The organism is Pseudalkalibacillus sp. JSM 102089, assembly GCF_041366475.1.
Lineage (GTDB): Bacteria > Bacillota > Bacilli > Bacillales > Guptibacillaceae > Guptibacillus > Guptibacillus hwajinpoensis_B.
In genome coordinates, this window is sequence record NZ_JBEWYW010000002.1 from 204,651 (window position 1) to 230,670 (window position 26,020).

24 protein-coding genes are annotated in these 26,020 nt (G+C 40.0%); 11 read left to right on the plus strand and 13 right to left on the minus strand.

Features of this window, described 5'->3' with window-relative positions; translation table 11 throughout:
* The first annotated feature begins 269 nt into the window (after positions 1-269).
* A complete protein-coding gene (locus ABVF21_RS05685) occupies positions 270-1,169 on the plus strand; it encodes a glycerophosphodiester phosphodiesterase (RefSeq protein ID WP_303534979.1) in 900 nt (299 codons plus the stop codon).
* 50 nt (positions 1,170-1,219) lie between these two features.
* Here the strand turns inward: ABVF21_RS05685 and ABVF21_RS05690 are convergent, their stop codons facing one another.
* On the minus strand, positions 1,220-2,185 hold the full coding sequence (locus tag ABVF21_RS05690) for an ankyrin repeat domain-containing protein (protein WP_303534980.1): 966 nt from the start codon (positions 2,183-2,185) through the stop codon (positions 1,220-1,222).
* Positions 2,186-2,336: 151 nt separating this feature from the next.
* On the opposite strand from ABVF21_RS05690, the gene ABVF21_RS05695 reads away from it, so the two are divergent.
* Positions 2,337-2,813 carry a hypothetical protein gene (locus tag ABVF21_RS05695; RefSeq protein WP_303534981.1) on the plus strand — a complete coding sequence of 159 codons (477 nt, stop codon included), beginning with the start codon at positions 2,337-2,339 and terminating at the stop codon, positions 2,811-2,813.
* A gap of 72 nt (positions 2,814-2,885) precedes the next feature.
* Here ABVF21_RS05695 and ABVF21_RS05700 read toward each other — a convergent pair whose 3' ends face one another.
* The gene (locus ABVF21_RS05700) at positions 2,886-3,527 is read right to left on the minus strand and encodes an REP-associated tyrosine transposase (RefSeq protein ID WP_306558503.1); all 642 of its coding nucleotides are present in this window, start codon (positions 3,525-3,527) and stop codon (positions 2,886-2,888) included.
* Between the two features lie 204 nt (positions 3,528-3,731).
* Here ABVF21_RS05700 and ABVF21_RS05705 point away from each other — a divergent pair, with 204 nt between their 5' ends.
* A complete protein-coding gene (locus ABVF21_RS05705; RefSeq protein ID WP_371017679.1) occupies positions 3,732-4,697 on the plus strand; it encodes a polysaccharide deacetylase family protein in 966 nt (321 codons plus the stop codon).
* An 88-nt stretch (positions 4,698-4,785) separates the two neighbouring features.
* Here ABVF21_RS05705 and ABVF21_RS05710 read toward each other — a convergent pair whose 3' ends face one another.
* Positions 4,786-5,745 carry a 2-hydroxyacid dehydrogenase gene (locus tag ABVF21_RS05710; RefSeq protein WP_283153488.1) on the minus strand — a complete coding sequence of 320 codons (960 nt, stop codon included), beginning with the start codon at positions 5,743-5,745 and terminating at the stop codon, positions 4,786-4,788.
* Between the two features lie 167 nt (positions 5,746-5,912).
* Here ABVF21_RS05710 and ABVF21_RS05715 point away from each other — a divergent pair, with 167 nt between their 5' ends.
* A complete protein-coding gene (locus ABVF21_RS05715) occupies positions 5,913-6,344 on the plus strand; it encodes an acyl-CoA thioesterase (protein WP_303534985.1) in 432 nt (143 codons plus the stop codon).
* Positions 6,345-6,481: 137 nt separating this feature from the next.
* Here ABVF21_RS05715 and ABVF21_RS05720 read toward each other — a convergent pair whose 3' ends face one another.
* From ABVF21_RS05720 to ABVF21_RS05735, 4 genes are all read right to left on the minus strand, one after another.
* The gene (locus ABVF21_RS05720; RefSeq protein ID WP_371017680.1) at positions 6,482-7,720 is read right to left on the minus strand and encodes a Zn-dependent hydrolase; all 1,239 of its coding nucleotides are present in this window, start codon (positions 7,718-7,720) and stop codon (positions 6,482-6,484) included.
* 357 nt (positions 7,721-8,077) lie between these two features.
* Positions 8,078-8,170, minus strand: coding sequence for a putative holin-like toxin (locus ABVF21_RS05725; protein WP_242057220.1), 93 nt, complete (start codon positions 8,168-8,170; stop codon positions 8,078-8,080).
* A gap of 171 nt (positions 8,171-8,341) precedes the next feature.
* Positions 8,342-9,808: a sodium/pantothenate symporter gene (gene panF / locus ABVF21_RS05730; RefSeq protein WP_371017681.1), complete on the minus strand. Its 1,467-nt coding sequence runs from the start codon at positions 9,806-9,808 to the stop codon at positions 8,342-8,344.
* Entirely contained in the window at positions 9,805-10,089 is a 285-nt protein-coding gene (locus ABVF21_RS05735; RefSeq protein WP_371017682.1) for a YhdT family protein, read from the minus strand. The genes panF and ABVF21_RS05735 overlap by 4 nt, the downstream gene beginning before the upstream one ends.
* Before the next feature lie 616 nt (positions 10,090-10,705).
* Between ABVF21_RS05735 and ABVF21_RS05740 the strand changes: the two genes are divergently transcribed.
* Together ABVF21_RS05740 and ABVF21_RS05745 are read left to right on the plus strand one after the other, a co-directional pair.
* Positions 10,706-11,734, plus strand: a complete 1,029-nt coding sequence (locus ABVF21_RS05740; RefSeq protein WP_371017683.1) for a glycosyltransferase — start codon at positions 10,706-10,708, stop codon at positions 11,732-11,734.
* Positions 11,735-11,765: 31 nt separating this feature from the next.
* On the plus strand, positions 11,766-12,371 hold the full coding sequence (locus tag ABVF21_RS05745) for a polysaccharide deacetylase family protein (RefSeq protein ID WP_371017684.1): 606 nt from the start codon (positions 11,766-11,768) through the stop codon (positions 12,369-12,371).
* A gap of 62 nt (positions 12,372-12,433) precedes the next feature.
* Here ABVF21_RS05745 and ABVF21_RS05750 read toward each other — a convergent pair whose 3' ends face one another.
* From ABVF21_RS05750 to ABVF21_RS05765, 4 genes are all read right to left on the minus strand, one after another.
* On the minus strand, positions 12,434-13,108 hold the full coding sequence (locus tag ABVF21_RS05750; RefSeq protein ID WP_283153480.1) for an MgtC/SapB family protein: 675 nt from the start codon (positions 13,106-13,108) through the stop codon (positions 12,434-12,436).
* Positions 13,109-13,281: 173 nt separating this feature from the next.
* The gene (locus ABVF21_RS05755; protein ID WP_303534998.1) at positions 13,282-13,956 is read right to left on the minus strand and encodes an MgtC/SapB family protein; all 675 of its coding nucleotides are present in this window, start codon (positions 13,954-13,956) and stop codon (positions 13,282-13,284) included.
* A gap of 174 nt (positions 13,957-14,130) precedes the next feature.
* Positions 14,131-14,943 carry a YitT family protein gene (locus ABVF21_RS05760; RefSeq protein ID WP_194219568.1) on the minus strand — a complete coding sequence of 271 codons (813 nt, stop codon included), beginning with the start codon at positions 14,941-14,943 and terminating at the stop codon, positions 14,131-14,133.
* 350 nt (positions 14,944-15,293) lie between these two features.
* The gene (locus ABVF21_RS05765; protein ID WP_194218585.1) at positions 15,294-15,629 is read right to left on the minus strand and encodes a hypothetical protein; all 336 of its coding nucleotides are present in this window, start codon (positions 15,627-15,629) and stop codon (positions 15,294-15,296) included.
* A 314-nt stretch (positions 15,630-15,943) separates the two neighbouring features.
* Here ABVF21_RS05765 and asnB point away from each other — a divergent pair, with 314 nt between their 5' ends.
* Both asnB and ABVF21_RS05775 read left to right on the plus strand, forming a co-directional pair.
* Complete coding sequence (gene asnB, locus ABVF21_RS05770) at positions 15,944-17,764, plus strand: asparagine synthase (glutamine-hydrolyzing) (protein ID WP_371017685.1); 1,821 nt, start codon at positions 15,944-15,946, stop codon at positions 17,762-17,764.
* 302 nt (positions 17,765-18,066) lie between these two features.
* Positions 18,067-19,488 carry a peptide MFS transporter gene (locus tag ABVF21_RS05775; RefSeq protein WP_303535003.1) on the plus strand — a complete coding sequence of 474 codons (1,422 nt, stop codon included), beginning with the start codon at positions 18,067-18,069 and terminating at the stop codon, positions 19,486-19,488.
* Between the two features lie 121 nt (positions 19,489-19,609).
* On the opposite strand, the gene ABVF21_RS05780 is transcribed toward ABVF21_RS05775, so the two are convergent.
* Positions 19,610-20,344 carry a GntR family transcriptional regulator gene (locus ABVF21_RS05780; protein ID WP_303535005.1) on the minus strand — a complete coding sequence of 245 codons (735 nt, stop codon included), beginning with the start codon at positions 20,342-20,344 and terminating at the stop codon, positions 19,610-19,612.
* A 163-nt stretch (positions 20,345-20,507) separates the two neighbouring features.
* Positions 20,508-21,998, minus strand: coding sequence for a plasmid pRiA4b ORF-3 family protein (locus ABVF21_RS05785; RefSeq protein ID WP_371017686.1), 1,491 nt, complete (start codon positions 21,996-21,998; stop codon positions 20,508-20,510).
* Positions 21,999-22,156: 158 nt separating this feature from the next.
* On the opposite strand from ABVF21_RS05785, the gene ABVF21_RS05790 reads away from it, so the two are divergent.
* The 3 genes from ABVF21_RS05790 (at position 22,157) to ABVF21_RS05800 (ending at position 25,922) form a co-directional block, all read left to right on the plus strand.
* On the plus strand, positions 22,157-22,540 hold the full coding sequence (locus ABVF21_RS05790) for a hypothetical protein (RefSeq protein WP_371017687.1): 384 nt from the start codon (positions 22,157-22,159) through the stop codon (positions 22,538-22,540).
* A complete protein-coding gene (locus ABVF21_RS05795) occupies positions 22,533-22,877 on the plus strand; it encodes a hypothetical protein (RefSeq protein WP_371017688.1) in 345 nt (114 codons plus the stop codon). The genes ABVF21_RS05790 and ABVF21_RS05795 overlap by 8 nt, the downstream gene beginning before the upstream one ends.
* A gap of 144 nt (positions 22,878-23,021) precedes the next feature.
* Positions 23,022-25,922 carry an AAA domain-containing protein gene (locus ABVF21_RS05800; RefSeq protein ID WP_371017689.1) on the plus strand — a complete coding sequence of 967 codons (2,901 nt, stop codon included), beginning with the start codon at positions 23,022-23,024 and terminating at the stop codon, positions 25,920-25,922.
* The last annotated feature ends 98 nt before the right edge of the window (positions 25,923-26,020 follow it).

Here is a 26,020-nt window from a genome sequence, read left to right on the forward strand (position 1 = left end):
TCGAAATTATTAATATTCTCATGCTAAAAGTCCTGATACCACGAATCCTGTTTCACCCTCACTTTTGTACCACGTTACGTGTTTGCTAGCCTCTTTCAAGAGACCTTCCCCTCATTTTCCCCTCCCCATTCCTCCTCACCTCCACTTCAACGCTTCTAACAAAACAATTGAATTCGCCCTTTTCTATTTAAAAATCCGCCGTATGTAAATCACCATTTACATTCATTGAATATACTATCAGTTGAATCGATTTTGAAAGGATGATAGTGATGAAGATGAAGCGGATAATTAAAATTGCAGCATTATCAGTGAGCATTTTCTTATTTGCAAGTATGCTCCCGACTGGAACTGTTTCAGCAGTTGAAAAGGACAAGTCTCCAGGTATGAACTCTAACGAACTATTAAACGTAGCTCACAGAGGTGCTTCTGGACATGCTCCTGAACACACGCTTGTATCCTATAAACTTGGGGATGAAATGAAAGGCGACTACATTGAAATCGACCTCCAGATGACGAAGGACGGGAAACTCATTGCCATGCATGATGAATTAGTTGATCGGACCACAAACGGGACAGGCCTTGTAAAAGACTATACACTTGAGCAGCTAAAAGAGTTAGATGCAGGTAGCTGGTTTAATGAAAAATATCCTGAGAAAGCCAATCCTGCTTACAAAGGGCTTCAAGTGCCTACTCTTGAACAAGTACTCCAAACATTCGGGAAGGATGCTCGCTATTATATTGAGACGAAATCTCCCGAGGTATATCCTGGTATGGAAGAAGAGCTCCTTCGCATTCTTAACAAGTACAATTTAACAGGTGTTAATGAACGATCTAGTAAAGTACTTATTCAATCTTTTAGTCAGGAAAGTCTATTGAAAATGCATAAACTCGATCCTAACTTACCGCTTATTCAGCTCATCTCATATAAAGAGCCAGCAACAATTTCTGAGGGAGAACTTCAAGAACTAACTGAGTATGCAGTCGGCGTCGGAATGTCTGCTTCAAAAATTGACGAAACGTACGTACAAAAAGTAAGAAGCGCTGGTTTACTCATTCATCCTTATACAGTGAATGAGAAAGAACAAATGACGCGCTTATTAGACTGGGGCGTAACGGGGATGTTTACGAACTACCCCGATCTTTTGAGTGATGTACTTCATGGTAAATAAGCACAAAAAAGGTCCTCGTTGGTAACTACCAACGAAGACCTTTTTGACGTTTACCAACCATATTGCTGAAGGAGTTCTGCAATCGCAGTATGATCGCTCTCTTCCGCTAACGCAAATGCCTCTTCACTTTCCTCAATAGAAGAAGGAAGGGCTCCCGCTACGAGGAAAGCTTCAACAAGTGAAGGATTGTCTTGTTTGATTGCTTCAAATAGCAATGGATCTCCTTCATAACGAGCATTCGCATCCCCACCTCTACCTAATAGTAAAGAAACAAGTTCAGTAGACTTTTCTTTGGTAACTGCCGTAACTAGCGCACTTCCATCGTTTTTTTCTACCGTAAAGTTTGGATTTGCTCCAGAATCAAGGAGTAATGCAATTGTTTCTTCATTTCCTTGAACGATGGAATAAGTTAATAAAGTATCATGCTCGCCTTCCACTTCTATTTCTAGGTTCGGATTATAACCATTGTGTAATAAAATTTTGATGAGCTCGGTATTTTCTTCCTTTACAGCTTTGACTAACATTTCCTCATTTCCGATTTCAAAATGAGCACCCATTTTTAATAGCAAGTCAACAATTTCGTTATTTCCTTGTTCGACCGCTACTTCTAGAAGGTTCTCATTTTTCTCATGATTTACTTCAGCATCCCCATCGTGATCCGATTCTTCATGATCATGTACCTCTACCCCGCTCAGAAGTAGGAACTCAACAAGCTTGCTATCTCCTTCCATGACCGCATAAGTGATTGGTGATACGCCATCATTGTTTACTGTATCCGGTGAAACGCCCTCATGAAAAAGATCCTCCATCTCCTTTAATGTCGTTTCATCTGAACGATTCTGATAAAGGAGTTCCCACAATTGGTCTTCTTCCGTAAGAATGTCGGTGTCTGTTCCTTGGTTTTCTGCACTAGCTTCTTTATGTGATTCAGACGTCGTTTTATCTCGATTTAATTCAGAACATGCCGCTACCACGATCAACATAGGCATGATCATCCAAAGTAACTTTCGCTTCATTGTTTCCCTCCAACTTTATAAGTCAATTCCTAAACCATTATATCGTGAAACTCTCTGAGGAAAGATTAAAATTTAGTGAAATATGTCTTCGAATGGGACAACTTCCGCCTGTCATACACTTTAATAGTCAAGCTTCAGGGAGGACGAGACGTTGTCATATTTTAAAACGAGGAGGAAGCGCGGAGGTTCAGGAAAGGTTATTTTTAGCTTAATCGTCTTACTGCTTCTCGGTGGCAGCATTGCTATTTGGATCTGGCAACAGCCTAAATCACAAGCTGTAGCAACTGTTAAGGAATTTTATTTATATGAACAAAGTGGTGATTTCAAAAAAGCCTGGAACCTTTTTCATCCAGAAATGCAGAATCGGTTTTCAGATGAACAGTACAGTCAATTACGCTCTCAGCTAATTACACAAGATATTGGCGCTACCTCGTTTACGTTCGATATTGGCAAAGTAAAAACAAAGAAAAATTGGCGTTCTGGAGTAAATGGAGTGATCATGAAAAAAGTTTACACAATGAAAGTCACGCTTCAGTTTCACGATCAGTTTGGAAATTTTGATCTCGTTCAGGAAGTGTTTGTAATAAAAGAAGAGGGAGAATACAAGGTCTTGTGGGATTACAAGTAGAAATAGAAGATTAAACAAACGTTTAATTAAGGGGAGGTGCCGGATAAAGTCGGCATCTTTTTTATTTTGAAATTAACTTAAACCTTCCTTCTGTGACAAAAGGGATTGCACAATAACATCTCTTCGTGCCATCACGAACTTACAGTACTGCTTTTTCTTTTGATGGATAGTCCCATGATAGCCTTCAATTAACGGAAGTAAATAAATGTACGGTTTATTAGGTTTATTACGCAAACGGTAGTAGTGATAGCTCGACCAGGGATAATCTTCTGGGTCTGAGACAAGGTTTGCTTTTACGGGATTCAAATGAATATAACGGCTAACTTCAAGCATGTTTGATGAGCTATTTAACGGTTCATCAAAATAGCGTTTTTCAAAAACGTGGCCGGTTAACTCATACCTTCCATTGAAATAAGTCGCGTATCGTTTGTTAATGAGTGACATGATCTTTGAAATGGAATGTTCTTTGGAGCGAAGTTGAAGATGATAGTGGTTGTTCATTAAACAATAAGAAGCTAACTCAAACGGGTGTGTTTCGAAGACTTGATCGAGGATAGACAAAAACGTTCGATAATCTCTGTTATCGTAGAACAAAAGTTCTTTACGATTTCCTCGACTCACGATGTGATAGAAATGATTCGGTAGCCAAACTCGTGGTTTTCTCACCATACCATTAGTGTTGTTGCATGTGGATTTAATAGATTCCTGTAACAAAGTAGCTTCTTCATTTTTCTTCCTCCCTTGTCAGTAACCTTCTCTTTCTCCAAGAATAATCTTCCCCCTCTTACTCGTCAATCAAATTTTATCGACAGGATTCGGGTAGTGACAGGCACTCGCAAGGTTTTTGAAATATTTTTGTGATTTTAATACCAAATTAAACCAAAATAATGGTAGTATTGGGCAAAAAGAGGGATATTAATGAAAATAATCCACTTATTTAGCTTTGTATTACTAGCTATAATCGGGAGTTTAGTAGGGTTTGGATGGGGCGATATGGGCACTATTGATCTAGATCAAGTTACATTATCTACTAATGAAAGCAGTTCTACAGCTGAAGCTTCTCATGAAGAAGATCATGAAGAAGATCATGAGGAAGAAAAAATTAATGAGCAAGAACTTAGAATTCAAAAACTAGAAGAAGCTGCTGAAAGAGGAGCTGCTCCTCATATAACTGTGTTAACCTATCATAATATAATCTCAAAAGAAAATTTGAAAGAGAGACACTATGGCGATGATGGTAATCTATCAAGCACCATTGTTTTACTTGAAGACTTTAAGCAACAAATGAATGTTTTGCATGAAAATAGTTTTTTTACGTTAACGCTTGAGGAATTCGAAAAATATATAACTAGCAAAATACCTGTCCCTGAAAAAAGTGTTTTACTTACGTTTGACGATGGTCATAAGAATAATTACATAGAAGCTTATCCGGTATTGAAGAAATATGATTTTCACGCTGTTGAATTTTTGATTACGAATCGAAATAAAGACAAAACCGTTCCATATAATACTGATACAAATCAATATCTCAGTCATCAAGAAATTGAAGCAGCAAGCGACGTCTTCGAATATGCAAGCCACACCAACAGTTTTCACAATTTGGATAACGGCACACCTTATCTAATCTCAAAATCTCTTCCTGAAATTCAAGAAGATGTAGAAACAAGCATTGAATTAATTGGTGATACAAACGCACTTGCTTATCCTTATGGGGCTTACGATGAACAGACGATGGAAGCATTGGATGTTGCTGGAATCGACTTTGCTTTTACTGTACAAGCTGGCTACGTTCAGCCCGGAGATGACATGCTACAGATTCACCGAAATTCCGTGAGACCTTATAATACAATTGAAGACTTTAAGAATGTGATGGAAATCAACTAACTTTATGCCATATAAAAGAACAGGCCATTGTGCCTATTCTTTTATATGGCATTCGACACCAATCGGGTGGTGACAGGCACCATTGCCTCTACACCTTATTTGGCGCCTCTTCTCCTTCAAGTACTTTCAATAAGTTCATAGCAGCGACTTCTGCCATTCTCAACCTCGTTTTTACACTTGCACTCCCTATATGAGGAAGGGTAACGACGTTTGAAAGACGAAGCAAGGGATGATCAAGCGGTACTGGCTCTTCTTTAAAAACATCTAAACCCGCAGCCCATATAACACCATTCGTTAGAGCTTCATAAAGAGCATCTTCATTTACAATTCCTCCTCTTGCTGTGTTGATTAAAACAGCGCTCCTCTTCATCGTTTCAAGCTGCTCTACCCCAATTAAATTCTCAGTTTCAGGCGTTAATGGTGTCAAAACACATACAAAATCAGACTCCTTTAAAAGCTCTTCAAACTCTTTAAACTGAAGATCTAATCTACTTTCTGCTTCCTGATTCCGACGACGGTTGTGATAAACCACATTCATATCAAATCCTCTAGCTCTTTTCGCCACAGCTTCCCCAATTCTCCCCATGCCTATAATCCCTAATGTCGCCCCATGGATATCCTGCCCTGTTAGCTGCATAGGTGACCAGGCTTCCCAGTTTCCTTCACGCAAATAATTGGATGCTTCAGGAATTCGGCGTGCGGTAGCCATTAGTAAAGCAAAGGTTAAGTCGGCTGTTGTTTCCGTCAGAACCCCCGGAGTATTCGTCACAACAATCCCGCATTCTTTAGCTGCTTCTATATCAATGTTGTTATAACCTACAGCCATATTGGCTACTACTTTCAGGTTGTTAGCTTTTTTTAGAAGTGAGTGATCTACTTGTTCAGTTAACATACAAAAAAGCCCGTCCACCCGCTTAATTTCTTCTTCTAAGACAGCATGCGGCACTGGTTCTTTTTCCTGGTCCCACATCCTTACTTCACATGTTTCACGGATAGGCTTCACGATTTCATCTGGCAACTTCCGCGTAATATATACTTTGGGTTTCATTTACATTCCACTCCTTAACTCAAATTGTCTTTATCCTACATGTTTCACGAATAAAATTGAAATTCCTCTTCCACATAGAGACATTACCCGGGAAATTCCGAATCGATACGCAAAATAATGACGGAATATTGTGGTAAAATAAAGAAAATCGAAAGTTGAGGTAAACCATGTTACATAACTATCACTTTTCCTTTCCCATCCGCGTTCGTTACTCCGAAATCGACGGTCAAAAAATTGTATTCAATGCCCACTATTCTACTTATATTGACATTGCTACCACTGAGTATTTCCGACACGTCTTAGGTGATCGATTACAGAAACTTGCTGAAGATCGGTTGTTTGATCCGGTATTAAGGAAAATAACGATTGAATTCATCAAACCAGCAAAATTGGATGATCTCCTTGATGTGTACTGCCGAATTACTAAAATAGGTCAGAGTAGTTTTCAACTTGAGCACACTATAACAAGAAATGAGGAAACTCTTGTAAAAGCAGAGGTCATACAGGTGAATTTTGACTCAACGACCGGCCATGCAAAAGCGATCCCTCAAGAAATTAAACAAGCGATTACTATTTTTGATAAGATAAGTGATCATTAACCTTCTCATCATTTTGTGGATTTACAGAAAAAGTCGGCATGCCAATGAAAGCATACCGACTTTTCTATTTACTACGGTGACCAAAAAAGTTGAAAATGTGAAACTCCTTCATGAAGCAACTTCATTATCTGCGAATTTTACTCCTTCTGCGCAATCCGCACTGCTGTTTGATAAAGCAATTGCACTCCTTTCTCAATATCATCCATTTCCGCAAACTCAAGCGGGTTATGGCTAATCCCCTTTTCACATCGAACAAAAATCATCCCATAATCACTGATATACGACATAAACAGAGCATCATGGAATGGTCCGCTCATTAAAACAGGGGATTCGAAACCGAGCGCTTTATCCTCTTCACTCATGATTTCTTTAATCCAGTCAGCACAATAGCGCGGCTCACTTCTTGTATCTTCGGTGATCGTATAGGTTAGTTTGTAAGTCTTGGCGGATTCTTCAATGATCGTGTAAAGTTTTTTCTCAAGCATCGTACGGTGCTCCAGGTCGATGTCACGCAAATCCATTGTAAATTCAACTTTTTCAGGAATGATGTTACGCGAGTTCGGAAATACCTGCACACTTCCCACAGTCCCAACCGTTGTTTCTTTCCCCTCTTCTTTTATTAACTGATCAAATTTCGTAATGATCTCACTGGCTCCAACCATCGCATCTTTTCGTAACGGCATCGGAACAGAACCTGCATGTCCAGCGAATCCTTCAAGTGTAACGGTTAACCAGATAGGACCTGAAATTCCCGAAACAATTCCTACAGGTTTGTCTTTAGATTCCAGAACCGGTCCCTGTTCAATATGAAGCTCGAGAAACGCTTCAATATCGCCTTTCTTGTATACCGGGCTTTGTGAAAGATCAGGCTCGACACCGAATTCTTTCAGTGCTTCTTTTCGTGTCATCCCTTTCTTATCTTTTCGCTCGAGTTCACCATCTTCTAAAAGGCCAGCAAGAGCCCGAACTCCGAAAACACCTTTATTAAAACGTGAACCCTCTTCATCAGAGAAACAAACCACTTCGATCGTTCGCTTTGGTAATACGCCGTTGTCCTTCATCGTATGTACAACTTCAATCGCTCCAAGAGCTCCAGCCGTGCCGTCAAAGCGACCGCCATAAGGTTGAGAATCGATGTGAGAGCCAAGCATGAGGATTGCCTTATCTTTTTCTGAGCCTTCTATTCTGCCAATTAAATTCCCAAAACCATCAATTCGAGCAGTTAGTCCAGCCTCTTCCATCCATCCCTTTACAACTTCCACAGCTTCCCGATCTTCTTTCGAGTGAGCAAGACGACAGACTCCTGTTTCCCCAATCTTTCCAATCTTAGCGAGTTCTTCAAGATGACTCTGTAAACGACTTCGGTTAATCCCCATTCACACTCATCCTTTTCGGCTTTTTATTCACTATAGCAAAGCGAATGCCATCGCACATTATACAAAACGTAAGGTATTAGCTGGTTATTATATATACTTCGTCTATTCAGGCAAGATATTGCCCCAAATGACATGGTATGCATTCGACATATTACACCATAAAACGGGTGGTGACAGGCACTATCACCCTCTTGCCACAGCACCCTTCATTGCATATAATAGAGCTAGATAACATAAAGTATAAAAAAAGAACGCCGGTGCTTTCGCACCAGCGTCCATACAGCTGCTCCGCATGACGAGCGGCGGCTCAAAAGGCAAAAAGTAACTCACCTTAATCCTTGGCCGGGGCAGGGTGGGTTACTTCTTTTTATTACTGGAAACAGTAATAATCGTGACCACGAGAGAAGCAAAACTGATCATCAATACAAGCGCCTCGTATGTGCTCATCATTATAGGCAGCACCCCCTTTCATAAACGGGGTACCGCCGCCCACCCTGCTTTGCAGCTGATACTATTCATTTTATCATAGACATCTGATTAAAAAGGATAGGTCATTAGTCGAGTTTAGTTTAGCTCGACATGAAGTGACAAATAACGGGTGGTGACAGGCACCGTTAACCGTCACGCCTTCCACAGCTTCAATACCACAGCATCCTGTACTTCCTTATGACGCCTCCCCGTCATCAAACTCACGCTCACATAACTAAGAAACGAAAGCAGTACCGGCAACACAACCGTATGCATCCCAAATGCATTTGGCATTAATGTATTAAATCCAATATAGCTTCCTACTCCAACAAGAATGGAAGCCATCGCACCGCTCGCATTGCCCTTCTTCCAATAAAGTCCCATAACAACCGGCCAGATGAACGCAGCTTCAAGGCCTCCAAAGGAGAATAAGTTTAACCAAATGAGAAGTTCCGGAGGGTTAACAGCCATTGCAAACACCAATATTCCCAATACCATTGTCACACCTACGCTAATTCGTTTGATCGTTTGATCGCTCGCTTCAGGCTTTACGTAATTCAGGTAGACATCTTTCACAATGGCAGAACTAACAAGTAGTAACAAGGAATCCACTGTAGACATGATAGCAGCCATAGGAGCAGCCAAAACAATTCCCGCAAGCCAGGACGGTAGCACTTCTAGAGCAATTCTCGGCATAACCGTATCTCCTACCTCAATTTCAGGAAGCACCGCCCGTGCAAATACCCCAGTGAGATGCATTCCGAGCATAATGACGCCAACTACGATCGTTCCAATTATTAAAGCACGATGCATGCCTTTTGAGCTTTTATAAGACATCGCTCTAACGGCTACCTGTGGCAAACCAACGACCCCAACGCCCACGAGAATCCAGAAAGACGATACATAAAGTGGTGTTAAAGATCGATCAGCACCAAAAGGAGAAATTAAGTCAGGATTTTCAGACGCAAGCGTAGTAACAATGCTCTCAACGCCACCCCCCGCTATAACCGTTCCAATTAGGATGACAAGCGTTCCACCTAACATCACGATGCCCTGTACCGTATCCGTGATCGCAACCGCGCGAAATCCGCCGATGATAACATACACAAGAACAGACACCGCAAAAATAAACAGCGCCCCCGTATAAGGCAACCCTGTCAGCGATTCAATGAGTCTTGCACCACCGACCCACTGGGCAGCCATCGCGGAAAATAAGAAAATAATGATACTAAGTGCAGATAAAATGACAACCGCTTTGCTTTGGTAACGTTCCTTCAGGAAATCAATCAACGTTACTGCCCGAATTTTCCGAGCCACAATCGCAAATTTTTTCCCAAGAACAGATAAAACGAAATAACCAGTGGCAAGCTGAGACATCGATAAAAGCACCCATCCCAGCCCCATCGTGTAAGCTACACCAGGGCCTCCGATAAAACTACTGGCACTTCCATATGTAGCAATCATCGTCATCGCGAGTATAAATCCACCAAGTTGCCGACTACCTAGAAAGTACTCTTGCAAAAAGTTCGAAGTCGATTTCAAATGTGTTGAGGCATAAAAACCAATAAGAAAAATGATAACAAGAAAAATAAGGAGAGGAATCACAACTTGCCAATTCATTCGTCCTCCTCCTCATCAAACGGAACTTCTTTAAACAAGAAGACAACCGCAAAAATTACAAGGACAATCACAATCCCAGTTCCAAGCAGACAGCTGTAGAAAAACCACGCTGGTAATCCCCATATATAGCTATACTCCTCTACTGGTTTTGAACCAAAACCGTAGGCAAATCCATACCAGAGTGTAAAATTTATTAAAACTAGCCCAACGCCAATAAGCGCTTCACGATTGGCCACGAGGTATCGCGGATCATCTTTAGGCGTTTCTTCGTGTTCCTTCATGCTTTTCCTCCTTCAAAACAAACCTCGTTCTATTATAACCAGAAGGTCTTCTTCAACCATAGTGAAATGTTTATCACAGCGGACTCCTTCATGAGTATAGCAGTGAAGCATTATAAGGGTAAAAGAAATAATGACATGCTGCCATGTTTTTCTTTGTATATCTCAGTAAATTAGCTTAAATAAGTACAGGCAAGCTTGGTCTACGTTAAAAGAGTGAAGCGCCCTATTCATAGGACTCTTCACTCTTTTATTTTGATATTAAACAAACGTTTATTTAACACATATTACGCCTTCCGATAAGCCCTTCTCTCCGCATAGGACACACATTTAAAGCAAACCGGCTTCCGATTTCCCTCATCATCTAAATAATATTGAGGACGTGTAGGTTTCTTATGACAAATCATACATTTCTCTAATCCCATTAACCTTCGAAAAAACCCCTTCATATTTGTCACACTCCTAATCTTTAGTAAACTAATATACAGTACGAACCAAAATCACAACTGTTCCTTCAATCAAACTTTATCAGAAGGAAGATGAGAGTACACGATATGACAAATATCGGGGAGTGCCTGTCACCACCCAAACCAACCAAATGACTAAAGGATGAGCATGCATGAAAGTAATCCTCGCTACCCCTTTCTTTCACCAGCTTCGTGGTAATACGATCACCGTTCGGCGTATTGCTGATGGATTGATTCATGCTGGTATCGAAACAGAAGTGATCTCTATAACAGAGCAAGACGATCATCATCATTCCCTTAATGATGATGATTTGATTCACGGTTTTAATGCTTATCGTTTTTATCAATTTATCAAATCAATAAGTCCTCCAATCACAAATTATACCGTTACATTAACGGGAACGGATTTGAACCATGACCTAATGAACCCAACTAGAAAAAACGATGTTATTGCCTGTTTAACGAATGCGTTAGCAGTCCATGTTTTTGATGAAAAGGCTAAGCGCATTGTTCTCGATATTTTACCAAAATTAGAAAATAAGCTTTATGTGATTGCACAGGGGACGAGCACCTCTAGAAAAAGAAACGTACTAGAGAAAACCACACAGGACACGTTCCATTTTCTTCTTCCCGCAGGCATACGAAAAGTAAAAAACATTCCGTTCGCAATTAATAGTCTACTGGAATTACGCAAAACTAATGCAAACATTAACTTAACGATTGTCGGCCCAATAATAGAGACTGATGAGGGAGAGCTCGTTCAGCAGTTAGTTTTAGAAAACAGTGACTGGGTGACTTATAAAGGAGTGATTCCTCATAAAGACATGGAAGCATTATACAGTAATGCAGATGCTGTAATTAATACATCTCATAGCGAAGGACAATCCTCTGCTATCCTCGAGGCAATGAGTTTCGGTTTACCTGTACTCGTCTCAAAAAACAAAGGAAACATGAGCCTCGTCTCGAACGAAGAGACTGGATTCGTTTATGACGGCATCAATCAATTCTTAACATATGCGATTCGTTTAATCGAGAAAGCGTCTCTCCGAGAAGTACTAGGTGAAAATGCAACTGCGTATGTTGAAGAGCACCATTCTGCGACACAAGAAATCTCAGCTATGGTTAACATGTACGAAAAAAGTCTGGCAGAGCTAAAGAAAGGAGGAAACGATGATGATTAAAAGTCCATGAGTCGTTGACAGCTCAAGGGTCGTGTACGACTCTATTGATCAAAACGTCATTACATCAGGAGAAAAAGGAGCAAATAAGACAGTCATCTTAACCTTTGATGATGGTCCAGGACGTGTGCTTCCTAAACTTCTCGATATTTTAAAAAAGGAAGAGGTACAAGCCATGTTTTTCTGGCAGTCACGCCTCCTCTATAAAGATAGACCTTGGAAAAGAGTACTAGATGAAGGTCACCTAATTGGCACCCACTCTTGCAAACATCCTAATTTAACAAAACTTAGTTATGCCGAGCAGTTTGAGGAGCTTGAAAACAGCAAGCTAAAAATCCACGAAATCACCGGCTCACCTGTGACTTATTTTAGGCCGCCGTTTGGTCAATATAATCTTGAGACAATTAAAGCAGCTCAGGATCTTGGCTTAACAACGGTGATGTGGCGAATTAGCTCAATGGATTGGGAACTTGCACGCCGTCCGGAAGAAATCTTACAAAATGTGATTCAGAACCTTGAAAATGGGGCCATTATTCTCCTTCATGAACTACAACAAACTATCCAGGTGCTCCCAGATCTAATCAAAAAAATCCGCGCCGAGGGCTATGAATTTTCCTTACTACCACCGTTGGAAAAATAAAAAAGAGGAGGTGGCTCATAAATGGCTACCTCCTTCCCTTTTTAGATCACGCAACGACTCATTTACCCTTCAACCTCTACTTCATTTACGCCTTCCACTTTTCGAAGAAGCTGATAAATATCCGTCGTATGATTTTTTTCAAACGTCATCAGTTTCAACTCAACTTGCGGGTTTCTATCTTTTGTATCCCGCACACGAACGTGTCGAATCTCAAAATCATTTGCCACAATGGCTTTCATAAAATGAGTCACATCTACACTTTTCTTTAACGTAATTTTGGCACGCATTTCCCGCTGCCTAAGTGCTTTTGGTCCAATCCGTTTAATGATCCATGGAAGAATATTCACACTGAACAGAATCAATCCAGCACCAACAAATGCTTCATAATAAAAACCGGCACCCGCTGCTATTCCTAATCCAGATGCTCCCCAAATAATCGCTGCAGTTGTTAAGCCAGAAATCGCATCATTATTACGCCGCAAGATTACACCAGCACCGATAAAACCAATCCCAGAAACAATTTGAGCCGCCAATCGCATTGGATCCGTTCGAATATTCGGGGAAAGCTCCGCGAACGTTTCCGCCGATTCAATCGACACAATCGTTAGCAAACAGCTGCTTACTGCAATGACAATACAAGTCTTTAAACCGAGTGGCTTATGCTTTAACTCGCGCTCAATCCCAATCAGTAATCCAAGCAAAGCTGAAATACTTAGTTTAATAAGCACAACTACCATCGTTCGTCATCTCCAACGTCGTAAAATAGAAGTAGCGCACCTCTGTATTACTCTATTCAGGAGAAGGAAATATTAGAATACGACGAATGGCCACTCCGAAGCACTTAGTTTAGAGTTCGACAGAATGCGAGCTAAATCGGGCAGTGACAGGCACCTTCGTGCTCCGCCACACGCTACCCCTCAACCTCCACAAACGTTGCGCCGTCAATGTCTCTTAACTGCTGATAAATACTAGTCGTATGATTCGCTTCAAAGGTAAGCAGACGCAAATCTATTTGATGGTTTTTTTCCTTTGTATCGCGAACGCGAACGTGCTTGATTTCAAAATCGGCCGCCTGGATTGTTTTCATAAATGCGGTAATGCTCGTTCCTTTTCGAAGCGTAATTTTTGCTCTCATCTCACGCTGTCTTAGCTGGCTAGGGCCAATTTTTTTGATAATCCAGGGAAGGATATTTACGCTAAACAGGATCAAGCTTGCCCCTACAAACGCTTCAAAATAAAACCCCGCTCCTGCGGCGATACCTAGTCCAGAAGCTCCCCATATAATCGCCGCGGTTGTTAATCCTGAGATGGCATCATTATTTCGTCTTAAAATAACGCCCGCACCGATAAAACCAATTCCAGAAACAACTTGAGCAGCAAGTCGCATTGGATCTGTTCGGATGTTGTCAGATATCTGAGAGTACGTTTCAGCGGATTCAATGGAAACAATCGTTAATAAGCAGCTGCTCACTGCAATGACCATACACGTTTTTAAACCTAGAGGCTTATGCTTTAACTCGCGTTCAATTCCAATCATGAGTCCTAAACAAGCTGATATACAAAGTTTAACGACGATAACTACCACGCGACACACCTGCCTTCAATAGATATTTCTATTATTTTACCAATAAAAGGAGCAAAGGATCAAAAGGAATTAATACTCACCCACGAAATAATCCAAATGCGTGAATCACAACACATAAAAAAGAGTCGCTAGAGGATCATCCTCCGCAACTCTCAAACGACTTTTATATCATCACTAATGTATATCTTTCTTCTTAAAGCGACCGCCTCTTACTTCTGCAATATCGGCCATCGCAAGGAAAGCCGAATCATCATGGTCAGCGACAATGTCTTTTAATTTCGCTTCTTCTAGTCGAGTGATCACACAGAAAATCACTTTCTTATCATCACCAGAAAAAGCACCCTCGCCGTGCAAATAGGTTACCCCTCTGCCTAAGCGGCTTAAAATAGCATCGCCGAGTTCTTTATGGTTGTCACTAATAATCCAAACGGACTTTGATTCATCAAGACCTTTGATCGTAATATCGATCATTTTATAAGCAACATAGTAGGCGAGCAATGAATACATCGCGCGATCAAAGCTGAATACGAATCCTGCGCTACCAAGAATGAACAGGTTCGCGAACATGATAATTTCTCCAACAGAGAACGGAAGCTTTTTACTCGCAAGAATCGCAAGAATTTCTGTTCCATCAAGTGATCCACCAAAACGAATGACCATTCCGACCCCAATTCCGAGGACAACTCCGCCAAACAATGTGGCTAAGAGAATGTCATCAGTAAAAGCCGGGACAGGATGCAATAGCGCAGTCGATATGGATAAAATCACGATACCGTACAGCGTTGAGAAAGCGAACGTCTTGCCAATTTGTTTGTAGCCAATATAAATAAACGGAAGGTTTAGAACGAATAAGAAAATTCCTAAGCTAATGCCACTTAAATGAGAGAGCATAATGGAAATACCAACAATCCCTCCGTCAATAACCTGATTGGGTACTAGAAAAACTTCTAGACCAACAGCCATAATGACGGCACCTAATGTAATCATAAACGTTCTTCTCGCTTTTTCTTGAAGCGGTGTTTTTTTATGAATTTTCGTTTCATTAATTAACTCTTCTAACGGTTTACTTTCACTCAAAATATTGCCTCCTCTATGATCTATCAAAACATTGTACTTATTTAAAATAAAATAACACTAACTGCAGTACACGATGACTAGACAGTTCCCTGAGAGCTTAATCCTCCCCATAATTGTAAGGGTTAAAAGAACAGCCCATCCGAAACATTCAAGCTTGCTTAGCCATCATTATTGCCCCTCAACTATGAGCATTCATCATTTTAAACTTATCAAGAAAATGTCATAGCAGTTCGGCATCATAGCTATTAGTGAATGATTGTTTATAGAAGGTTGATGAGATAATTAGAGTGAACAGCATATACATTCAGGAAGCCTCTCGCATCAGGAAAAGCTTCTATTTGCATCATGTTTTTTTGAGGATATGTAAGATGATCCTGAAAGTTCTGCTCACTCGTAAACGGAACAAAAGGGCCAATGACCTTTTGTTTCTGAAGAGAAACGGATGTCGGGGGAGGAATCAACTTTGCATCTGGGAGATAAGCAAATTCACTGATCGTCGGTTTGTCAGCAGAATGATAATCATATTGATTTAATTGCTGTGCTGGATATATAAACACGAGAAAACCAAATAACATCAGCAGTAGCACCTGTCTCATCTCAAACCCTCCTCTCCCTGTCATACTTATCCACATCTTATTAATTTTATCACTGCTTGAAATTAATTGTCCACAAGTAGGCAACACTCAGGAGAAGGGCTCGACAAAACTTGAGTTTATTCGGGCGGTGACAGGCACCATTATTTCCCACCTCTTCCTGAAGAGCAAGACTATTACACTACTGTTTTTCCAACAAAGGAAAATAAAACCATTTTTACAGGCTCTTTCACATGTTGACCCTCCCCGAATAAGAGGAATACGATTGGAAAGTACTTTAGAAATTTAAGCATTCTATTAAGAAAGAAGGAATTGTTATGTGTGGCATTACAGGTTGGATTAACTGGTCTGGTGACCTCTCAACGGAGCAAGATACGCTAAAGAAAATGGCAGATTCTATTGCTCACCGTGGACCTGATGAAGAAGGATTCTGGCTATCAGAACAGGCGGCACTCGCTCATCGTCGTTTGATCGTTATTGATCCTCGCGGCGGTAAACAGCCGATGACGTCATCAGATCAACAACTTGTTCTTACGTATAACGGGGAACTCTACAATTATCGAGAATTAACACAGGAACTACAGCAGAAAGGACATACGTTCACTTCTAACTCAGATACAGAAGTTGTCCTACACGCTTACATGGAATGGAAAGAAGAATGCGTGAAACATTTTAACGGCATCTTCGCATTTGCGATCTGGGATAAAAAAGAACAGCAGCTTTTCCTTGGCCGTGACCACCTCGGCGTCAAGCCGCTTTTCTATTCAAAACAGGGCGATTCACTCTGCTATGGCTCTGAAATGAAAGCGATTCTCGCGCACCCATCCGTGCAGCCACAAGTCGACCGTAAAGGCCTTGCTGAAGTTTTCGGAATGGGACCTATGCGAACACCTGGACAGGCTATTTTCAAAGGGATTGATGAAGTTCGTCCAGGGCATTACGTGATCGCAACAGCCAATTCCATCGAAGAGCACCGCTATTGGAAGTTAGAATCAAAGCCTCATACAGATGATGTAGATACGACAACTGAAACAATTCGTGAGCTTTTAACAGATACCGTTCAACGTCAGCTCATCTCTGATATGCCTGTTGTTTCAATGCTTTCAGGAGGACTTGATTCTAGTGGCCTAACAAGTCTAGCCGCTCAAGAATTCAAACAAACGGACAAAAAGCTAGGAACTTACTCGATCGATTTCGACCAAAACGAAGATCACTTCCAAAAGGATTTCCTCAGACACGATATGGACGAGCCGTGGGTCAAACGAGTGTCTGACCATGTTGGCACAGACCATCATTCTGTCACGTTCGGAGCGGACCAGCTGCTTTCAAATCTCCTTGAACCAATGAGAGGACGAGATCTGCCCGGCGTCGGTGAAATCGAAACATCGCTCTATCTCCTTTTCACAGAAATGAAAAAGGATGCTACCGTGGCGCTTTCTGGTGAGTCTGCCGATGAGGTATTCTCAGGTTATCCTTGGTTCCATCAGGAAAAATATCTGGGTGCTGAAGTATATCCATGGCTCGTGAACCTAAAAGGCATTTCTTCCGTGCTTTCTGAAGAAACGAAAAAACAAATTCAGCCCGAGCAGTACCAGAAAGAGCGTTTTGCAGAAGCTTATGAAGAAATTCCATTCCTTGAAGGGGAAAGTGAGTTTGAAGCGAAACAGCGTCAAATGTCTTACTTTTTCATCACACGATTCCTACCGTTTATGCTTGATCGCAAAGACCGTGCAAGTATGAAAACAGGCTTTGAAGTACGCGTACCTTTCTGTGATTATCGTATCGTTGAATACCTGTGGAACGTTCCAATTGATTACAAAAACGTCGATAACATCGAGAAAGGAATTCTACGTCGCGCTCTAAAAGGAGCGCTTCCAGATGATGTCCTTTATCGTAAGAAAAGTGCGTATCCAAGTGATAAAGACCCTGTTTATCTTGAGGGCGTACAAAATTGGATGATCGACATTCTCGACAATCCAGATTCCCCTATTCTTTCATTAATTGATACGAAAAAAGTTCGTGCGATTGCTTCGAATGAGACAGAAGAAATGAATACCGATCAAATGAAAGGTCTACTCGACTACTTGATTCAAATCAACGCATGGCTTGATGAATACGATATTGAGCTTATCAGCTAGACAAATATCACCGGAGAACGACTAGGTCGTTCTCCTTATTTTTTTAATTCAGTTGTAATCGTTAGAATGCTTCGTCTAATTTTCATAAGTCTTTACATTCCTTCTTAAATGCGATCAAACTAACGGTTTAAAGGCATTATCGAATCAAAAAACCTCCAATTTTCGACAGTGAATCCGTGATACCTCCTTATAATTTTTACAAATTTAAAAACATTTTAAAAAGGTGCACTTTTTCATTAATACTTTAAATTGACAAATAATTTGCTAAAATGGGGAAGTTATTAAAAATTGGAGGTTTGATTATGGACACCACCATAGACGAGAAGCCAACGAAAAAAGGGAAGCTAAAACACCCACCCGGCTTGTATCTTTTGTTTATCACAGAAATGTGGGAACGCTATAGCTTTTATGGCATGCGTTCGATTCTTATTCTTTATTTAACCGCTGAGTTAATTAGTGGCGGATTGGGGATGGAGCAAGATAAAGCACTACTTCTTTACGGTATGTACACTGGTCTTGTTTATTTCACGCCTTTAATTGGTGGTTATTTAACCGATAAATTCATCGGATTAAGAACGGCCATTACCATTGGTGGTATTACAATGGCCATCGGTGATTTTACACTGTTTGCTGTCCAAGAACAATGGGGCCTTTATACCGGGTTATTGTTACTAATTATCGGTAACGGGTTTTTCAAACCTAATATTTCCACTCTTGTTGGAGAGCTATACAGTAAGAACGATAAGCGAAAAGATTCAGCGTTCACCATTTTCTATATGGGAATTAACCTTGGTGGCTTGATTTCACCATTAATTGCCGGTCTTTTATACGCTAATATTTTCTATACAAATACAGGCGGCGTTGAAACGTTTGGATTTAAATATGCATTTCTAGCATCCTCAGTTGGGATGATTATCGGACAAATTACCTTTAATCTACTTTCTAAAAAATATCTTGGTGATATCGGAAGAACACCATCGAGTAACCGTGTAACACCAACAATTGAAGGAAAAGCTAAGCCGCTTACAAAAATCGAAAAACAGCGCACTTCAGTCATTCTAATTCTAGCCATATTCACCATTACATTCTGGGCAGGATTCGAACAAGCAGGTGCTTCCTTTACGCTTTATACAAGGGATTTCATAGATAGAACGGTCTTTGGCTACGAAGTACCAGTATCCTTCTTCCAATCATTAAACCCGATGTTTGTATTATTGCTAGCACCAATCATTTCAGCCATTTGGCTAAAACTAGCAAAATCAAAGCGCGGTGATTTTGCCATTCCTACAAAAATGGCTTTCGGTTTAATTCTACTTGGTGTCGGATTCATGGTAATGGTTCCGGCGGTTATGATGACCGGTAGTGATGAAGGTAACATTGCAGTAAAAGCTAGTATGTTATTTATGATTGTGACGTATTTCTTCCATACACTTGGCGAACTATCGCTTTCACCAATCGGACTTTCTCTAGTTAGTAAAATGTCTCCAGTGAAGATCGCTTCACTATTGATGGGTGTTTGGTTCCTAAGTAACGCTGCTGCTAACTACCTTGCAGGGTACATCGCTTCCCTCACAACATCAGCAGGCTACCTTGAAATCTTTATTTACTTAGGTGTCGCTGCTCTAAGTTTAGGTGTGATCCTGCTCTTGCTTTCTAAGAAGCTACAAAAACTCATGCATCTTGAAGAATTTGATGAGGGTCATGTTGCGAAGCAGATGAACTAAACCAATAAAATAGGCTAGTCAAAAAAAGGGTTTGCTCTCCAAATGAAGAGCAAACCCTTTTTCATTTATCGTTCACAGTTATTACTATCAATAAGTGATGTATTTATTTCCTGACCTCACTCTATCTCTCAAGCTCAATATTATAGTGATATTGATCGCTCCGGTACTTCGTTTTCGTATATTCGATCGGATGATCATTTATACCAAGACTTAGACGCGTCATTTCCAGGAGCGCTTCACCAGGGCGAATACCAAGTGCGTCTGCTTCGATGATCGTGGCGTTAATGGCCGTGATTCGCTCACTCGCTTTTTTGAGATAATATTGATGTTGTTCAAGTACTTCATAATACATCGCCTGATTAAGATCAAATTTAATTAAAATCTCGCCAATTTCCTTTGGCCAGCACGTTCGTTCAAGAGCTATCGGCACCTCATCAGCAAAGCGAATCCGCTCCACAAGCAGGATCGGCTCACCTTCCTTTACCTTTAACATATCATTCTCATGGTAAAGGTCATCACGAAATTCTGATCTCAGTACCTTTGAATGGGGAGTTTGTCCACGTTCCAGCACTTCTTCAGCGAAGCCCCTAAGCTTCCCAAGATTTCCGATCAAATTCTGTGGTTTGACTACCGTTCCTCGCCCCTGCTTTTTCTCTAACAAGCCATTCTGCACAAGAATCGAAATCGCCTGCCTGATCGTCGTTCGACTTACATCAAATTCTTTGATGAGATCCTGCTCAGTAGGAATCAACGTATTCGGCTTCCAGGCACCCGTTTGAATTCGTTTGATCAGAACGTCTTTTATTTGAAGGTATAGCGCTTCCCCTTTATTATGGTTCAGTTTATCTGATGACATATAAGCCTCTCCTCTTACGCCGCCAAATGTTTGGCTCGGTTCATACATTCATTATAGCTAAAAAGGAGCTCGCTTTAAAATAGTAGTGCCATTCTTGAGGCTAGGATCCCTTTTTGATATAACACCTGTTCGACAAATAAGGACAAACATCGGGCAGTGCCTGTCACCGCCTAACCTCTTCCACATTAAGTAGACGATTAACACGCACTAATCTAATACCGACTTTGGATGTCAGAGCTGAGATCTTGAGTGCTATTCGTTCTGAATCCACACAGATTTCAGCTGGCAAGAAACCGAGTTTATTAAGCATTTCTACTAGTGCTGCCTGTAGCTGTTTTCCATAATCAACTCTCTCAAATACCTGATAATAAACGATCATAGCCCCTTCATCTTCAACCCCAAGAACAACATTCGGAAAAAACGGACGTTCTCCATCTCTTTCCTGAATCGCTTCTTCTTCAAAGTATGATGCAAACTCAAGACGCATTTTCACCTGTCTATATTTCTGAATCCGCCTCATTTCAATCTCGGAAATCAGCACCACCTCTTCCTCTTCAGGTTCTATAACAGCATTCATCACGCCATCTACCCACTGACCTGACTCCAGCAACCGTGCACGCCACCGCCCATCATAACCTTTTAACAAGTAGGCGTCATTCTTCTCCGTCTCTTCTACCACGTGAATCGCTTGCTTTAAGATCTCACAAAACGTCCGTACTTCCTTTCGAGAAAAATGCCACGGATAATATCCGGACGACATACTTCTAAAAACCGGCCATTCCTGCCGACCACGAAAACGAAGCCCCAGCTTTTTAATCCACCGAAGATCCTCTGTCTTTAACTCATCGCGAGCCTGAAACGCCAGCAACAAGCTACGCTCATATTCAATTACAGTCTGAATATCATCACGGCCATCCCTTACCGCCATTTTATAAGCAAGACCGTCATTACCAAGGTGGACGCCAAGCCCAAAGTGCTGCCCATTCATCCCGAGCACTGAACAATAAGCAACTTCACCCGTTCCCGGTATTTCTACAATGAACATCTCGTTGCTATGAATCCACTTCCAAGGTTGAAGCTTTCTATAGACCATCGTAAGTTCAAAAAGCTCTTTCCACAAATCATGCTCACCTACCTCACTCTCCCTAAAAACAGCAAGTTGCTCATTAATACGCTTCATCTCACCTGCAGAAAGCATTTTTCCTTGCTCATACTGATCTCGCTTCCCTTCTTCAGGTGCGCCTTTATAAACCATTAAACATGTTGGAAAAGTTGCATCCTTCCGACCGCTAAACGCTTTTTCCAGAAAAATCTCATGCTGCCATTTCTCCTCCGAACCATAAACGTATGTTAATGAAACCTGCTCCTCATTTAAAACATCCAAAAGCCGAACTTTACGTTCATCACGCATTTCCATTCCAGCGTTTAGAGAATCTACTTGTGTGGGACCAATGAATAATTCACTTTCTTCATCACCTAATGTAAATAAATCGCGATGATCCATAATAAAATAATGATGATGTGCGTTCGACCAATTAAAAGCAATTTGTATGTATTCATGTAGCTCACTAAGAAAGATCGAATCATCTACCTCAAATCGTCTCCAAATCTTTGATTTCATCTCAATTAGGCTCACTTTTATTTGGAAAATCACCATCTCTCATCCTTTCCTTACACTCTTGTAAAACGACTTTTTTCACAGTATAGCATGTCCCTCCGAAACACAGACTCGCCATTTTATGTGATAAATGACCTATCCCAGCAATATATATAGGATAGTAGCTTACTAAGACATGTTCGGAGGAATGTGTGTTGAAAAAAGGCCTAATCCTTACCCTCTCCATTGGAGGTGCAATCGCAACCATCCTTGTTAGCGTTTTAATCGGAGTGTTAATTGGGAACGCGGATCTTGAAGAAAACTACACCGAGGATTTGAAGAAAATCAAAGCAGAGATTACTGAATCTGAAAAGGCAGCGAAAGAAGAAGGTGAGAAGCTTCTATCGATTCAAAATGAAATGAGCAGTACAGAAGAGAAGCTTGCGACTGAAACTCAGAATCTAGAAGAAGCTAAAGTAAAAGCTGAGGAAGTAAAAAAGTTACTCGATGAGAAGGAAAATGTCTCTGCAGATATTGAAAAGTTAAAAAAAGAAAAAGAAAGCACGAAAAAAGAAATGAGCAAGCTTGAAGATGATTAAAGCGAAAAAGGATAAAGTGAGCACACTAGATGACACAATCAAAGCAAAGAAAAAGGAGATTGATCAACTCGAAGAAACCATTGTAAAGAAAAACGAAGAACCTATTAAACTCAGCGCCGGACAATATATTGTTGGCAGCGATATCCCAGAAGGTCGGTATCAAGTAACGAACGTTGGAGAAGGCACAAACTTCTTCGTTTATAACCCAAGTGGATTACCGACAGTAAACACCATACTAGGAGACAGCATTGTTGGAACGGGGGATTTCGTCTTCTTCACCAGTGATGGGGATATGATCGAAACCCTGGGACCGGTGAAGTTAATTCCAGTCGAATAAACTGAGGTATGACTAAGAGAAGCCCATAGGTTAAATCACTCAGGGTTTTTCTTTTATTTTGTTACTTCTATCACGTTGGGATTCTATGATATAGTTTATTAAATCACAAGTACCATTTTTACCCAAAATATCAGAGGTGAATTTATGAACATAGGTTTAGATATAAAAATAACAAACTATTTTCAAGATAGTCTCGCAGCAAAACTTAAAATAGACTTTAAAAATGAAACTTTTGAAAGTGTGAACAAACAAGACTTTATTAATGGAAAAATCGATGTTGAAGTTTCCAAGAAGTTCTTTGAGACAAAAAAAAATAAACCTAATCTATTAAATATTATTATAGTAGCAAAAACGATTAAAACTGAATTTATAGCTCAAGAAAAAAGAAGCTCCGACACCGATGATTTGACTGGTATATTTTATGTTCCAGCAACCTTGGATGAGAATGGAAATTTACATCCTCCTGAAGGAAAATACCCGTGGATTCCAAGAGAACATCTTTACCCAATTCTAGAAGAAGAGCTAGCGATAGGTCACCTGAGTGATTTTGATGATTTCTTAAGTCACAACTTCCATAAACTAACTAATGATGTATCTTGGACAACCTATTTTCATTTTGCCAAAGATATGTATGAACAGGTTACCAAATCCTCTATTATGGATTTAATAGTTGGGAATATTAACCTTAATAAAAATATTTTTATTTTTGAAGATAAAACAGTCAACGCTAACCGAAGTATTCTTTCCCTTTATGATCATTTATTGAATAGTAACTTAGATAATGTACCACTGTTTAAAAACTTTATTAATACAAAATTCAGCCCTCAGAAGGAACTCATTCAAAACTCATCATATGAAATGATGAACCACGTTGCTCAAATGGGCGGGGAATACCCTCTCTCACCTTCTCAAAGAGAATGTGTAAATCATTTTAATCATATGAAAAACGGAGATATACTGGCAGTTAATGGACCACCCGGCACTGGAAAAACCACGTTGTTACAATCTATAGTAGCAAACCTATATGTTGAAAAAGCTTTAAAGAAAGAAAAGGCTCCTTTAATTGTGGCTTCTTCAACAAACAACCAGGCAGTTACAAATATTATTGAATCATTTGGCGAAATAAAAAGACAGTGGAAAGAACATAACCTCGAGAAAAGGTGGATAACAGGAGTCGATAGTTTCGCAGTATATTTCCCTTCGAAGAGCAAAGAAAAAGAAGCCCTGAGTAAGAATTTTCATTATACCAATGCGAAGGGTGAAAACTTCTTTACTAACGTCGAAAGTGAAGAAAACTTACAATCTTCTTATGAGAATATGATTAATGAGTGCAGTGAATTTTTTCAAACCAAGTTTACAACCGTTCAGCAATGTAAAAACGCAATACACGATCAATTACTCCATTTGAATCAAGTACAAAAAATGTTTATAGAGCTTTATAAAGAATATGAAGAACTATGTATTGAGCCTATTAGTATGGACACTTTCCTAAGTCAAATTGAATCAGATCAAGAGGATATAGTAAATCAAATAGAATACAATCAATCAAGAGTAAGTGAATGGGATATGATTTTCATGAAAACCCCATTTTTATTCCGACTTCTTCCCTTTCTTCCTGCTTCCAAACGTCATGTGAAATCTCTAATAAAACTTCATTTGAATCATGATGAAATGCCTCTAAATGATGCCATGACAAGAGAAGATATTCTGGATTATTACGGTAACTATTCTCAAAAATTAAGAGAAGAAATGCACGAGAAGAAACTACTATTTGAGAAAATAACAAACATAAAGACAACCTACCGCGGGTTACTAAACCAAATCACTTATTACTATACTCACAATAAAGAAGTCGAAGAAATTCATTCTCTAGACAAGATCAATAAATTTCTCGATACGACCATTCGATACTCTTCTTTCTGGCTTTCTGTTCACTATTTTGAATGCAAATGGATATTAGAGAAACGGTTAACGGAAAAACAACAAGGGAAAAATTTCGAAAATATACTAAACCAATTCCATAATAATTTAAGTATGATCACTCCTTGCTATGTTATGACGTTTTTCCAACTTCCAAAATTATTGCTTGCATATAATGGAAGTAATGATTACTATCTCTATAATGAAATTGACTTACTAATTGTGGATGAAGCCGGACAGGTAAGTCCTGAAATAGCTGCCTGCTCTTTTGCTCTCGCTAAGCGGGCAATTGTCGTTGGAGATGTGTATCAAATAGAGCCAGTTTGGAACATTTCCCCTGGATTAGATCTTTCACTCGCACACTCTTCAGGGCTCATAACCAAGAAAAGTGAATTTGATAATTTGAGAAAAAACGGACTAAATACATCCCAATCAAGTGTGATGAAAGTGGCCGCAAAAAGTTGTTATTATGAAAAGAATAAAGAAAGAGGTTTATTTCTAAGCGAACATCGAAGGTGCTATGATGAAATCATAGATTATTGCAACAAGCTGGTTTACAGAGGGAACTTGGAGCCATCAAGGGGTTCAGGTGACTTGGATGAAAAGAATTCTTTAAGAGCCCTTTCGATTCCTTATATCGGTCACTATCAAATAACTTCAAAAAAATCCAAGAAAAGTTCCGGAAGTAGAATAAATCATTATGAAGCAACTGAACTCGCTAATTGGATAGAAGAAAATTTCGATCTTATTAAAATGGCTTATCCAAATGAAAACCCTAATAATCTTTTAGGTATAATTACGCCATTTAAGATGCAAGTTTCCAAAATCAAAAAGGCTTTACCACTTTCAGTTAGGGAAAATATTAGTGTAGGCACTGTCCATACCTTTCAAGGAGGAGAAAGAAAAATCATCCTTATGTCCACAGTATACGGAAGAGATGATGGTTGTTATTTCATTGACTCAAATGCTAGTTTATTAAATGTAGCGGTATCCCGCGCAAAAGATAGTTTTCTTACCTTCGGAGATCTTGAATGCTTATCCGAAAACCAAGATACACCAAGTGGACTTCTTAAAACGGTAATCAAGAATAATCAAGTACCTACTGCAGTATTGCCTCCTAGGTAAGGAAAGCCAACAACTAGTAAGATCAATTTTTTTCGATAATAGCTGAGATATTCGTATGATGACACCTCCGTATTACAGTAAATTATTAGTATTTAATA

What these genes read in the sequence shown, in the direction of transcription:
- ABVF21_RS05685 (WP_303534979.1), top strand. Translation starts at nt 270, where the DNA reads ATGAAGATGAAGCGGATAATTAAAATTGCAGCATTATCAGTGAGCATT.
- ABVF21_RS05690 (WP_303534980.1), bottom strand. Translation starts at nt 2,185, where the DNA reads ATGAAGCGAAAGTTACTTTGGATGATCATGCCTATGTTGATCGTGGTA.
- ABVF21_RS05705 (WP_371017679.1), top strand. Translation starts at nt 3,732, where the DNA reads ATGAAAATAATCCACTTATTTAGCTTTGTATTACTAGCTATAATCGGG.
- ABVF21_RS05710 (WP_283153488.1), bottom strand. Translation starts at nt 5,745, where the DNA reads ATGAAACCCAAAGTATATATTACGCGGAAGTTGCCAGATGAAATCGTG.
- ABVF21_RS05715 (WP_303534985.1), top strand. Translation starts at nt 5,913, where the DNA reads ATGTTACATAACTATCACTTTTCCTTTCCCATCCGCGTTCGTTACTCC.
- ABVF21_RS05720 (WP_371017680.1), bottom strand. Translation starts at nt 7,720, where the DNA reads ATGGGGATTAACCGAAGTCGTTTACAGAGTCATCTTGAAGAACTCGCT.
- ABVF21_RS05725 (WP_242057220.1), bottom strand. Translation starts at nt 8,170, where the DNA reads ATGATGAGCACATACGAGGCGCTTGTATTGATGATCAGTTTTGCTTCT.
- panF (WP_371017681.1), bottom strand. Translation starts at nt 9,808, where the DNA reads ATGAATTGGCAAGTTGTGATTCCTCTCCTTATTTTTCTTGTTATCATT.
- ABVF21_RS05735 (WP_371017682.1), bottom strand. Translation starts at nt 10,089, where the DNA reads ATGAAGGAACACGAAGAAACGCCTAAAGATGATCCGCGATACCTCGTG.
- ABVF21_RS05740 (WP_371017683.1), top strand. Translation starts at nt 10,706, where the DNA reads ATGAAAGTAATCCTCGCTACCCCTTTCTTTCACCAGCTTCGTGGTAAT.
- ABVF21_RS05750 (WP_283153480.1), bottom strand. Translation starts at nt 13,108, where the DNA reads ATGGTAGTTGTGCTTATTAAACTAAGTATTTCAGCTTTGCTTGGATTA.
- ABVF21_RS05760 (WP_194219568.1), bottom strand. Translation starts at nt 14,943, where the DNA reads ATGATTACATTAGGTGCCGTCATTATGGCTGTTGGTCTAGAAGTTTTT.
- ABVF21_RS05765 (WP_194218585.1), bottom strand. Translation starts at nt 15,629, where the DNA reads ATGAGACAGGTGCTACTGCTGATGTTATTTGGTTTTCTCGTGTTTATA.
- asnB (WP_371017685.1), top strand. Translation starts at nt 15,944, where the DNA reads ATGTGTGGCATTACAGGTTGGATTAACTGGTCTGGTGACCTCTCAACG.
- ABVF21_RS05775 (WP_303535003.1), top strand. Translation starts at nt 18,067, where the DNA reads ATGGACACCACCATAGACGAGAAGCCAACGAAAAAAGGGAAGCTAAAA.
- ABVF21_RS05780 (WP_303535005.1), bottom strand. Translation starts at nt 20,344, where the DNA reads ATGTCATCAGATAAACTGAACCATAATAAAGGGGAAGCGCTATACCTT.
- ABVF21_RS05795 (WP_371017688.1), top strand. Translation starts at nt 22,533, where the DNA reads ATGATTAAAGCGAAAAAGGATAAAGTGAGCACACTAGATGACACAATC.
- ABVF21_RS05800 (WP_371017689.1), top strand. Translation starts at nt 23,022, where the DNA reads ATGAACATAGGTTTAGATATAAAAATAACAAACTATTTTCAAGATAGT.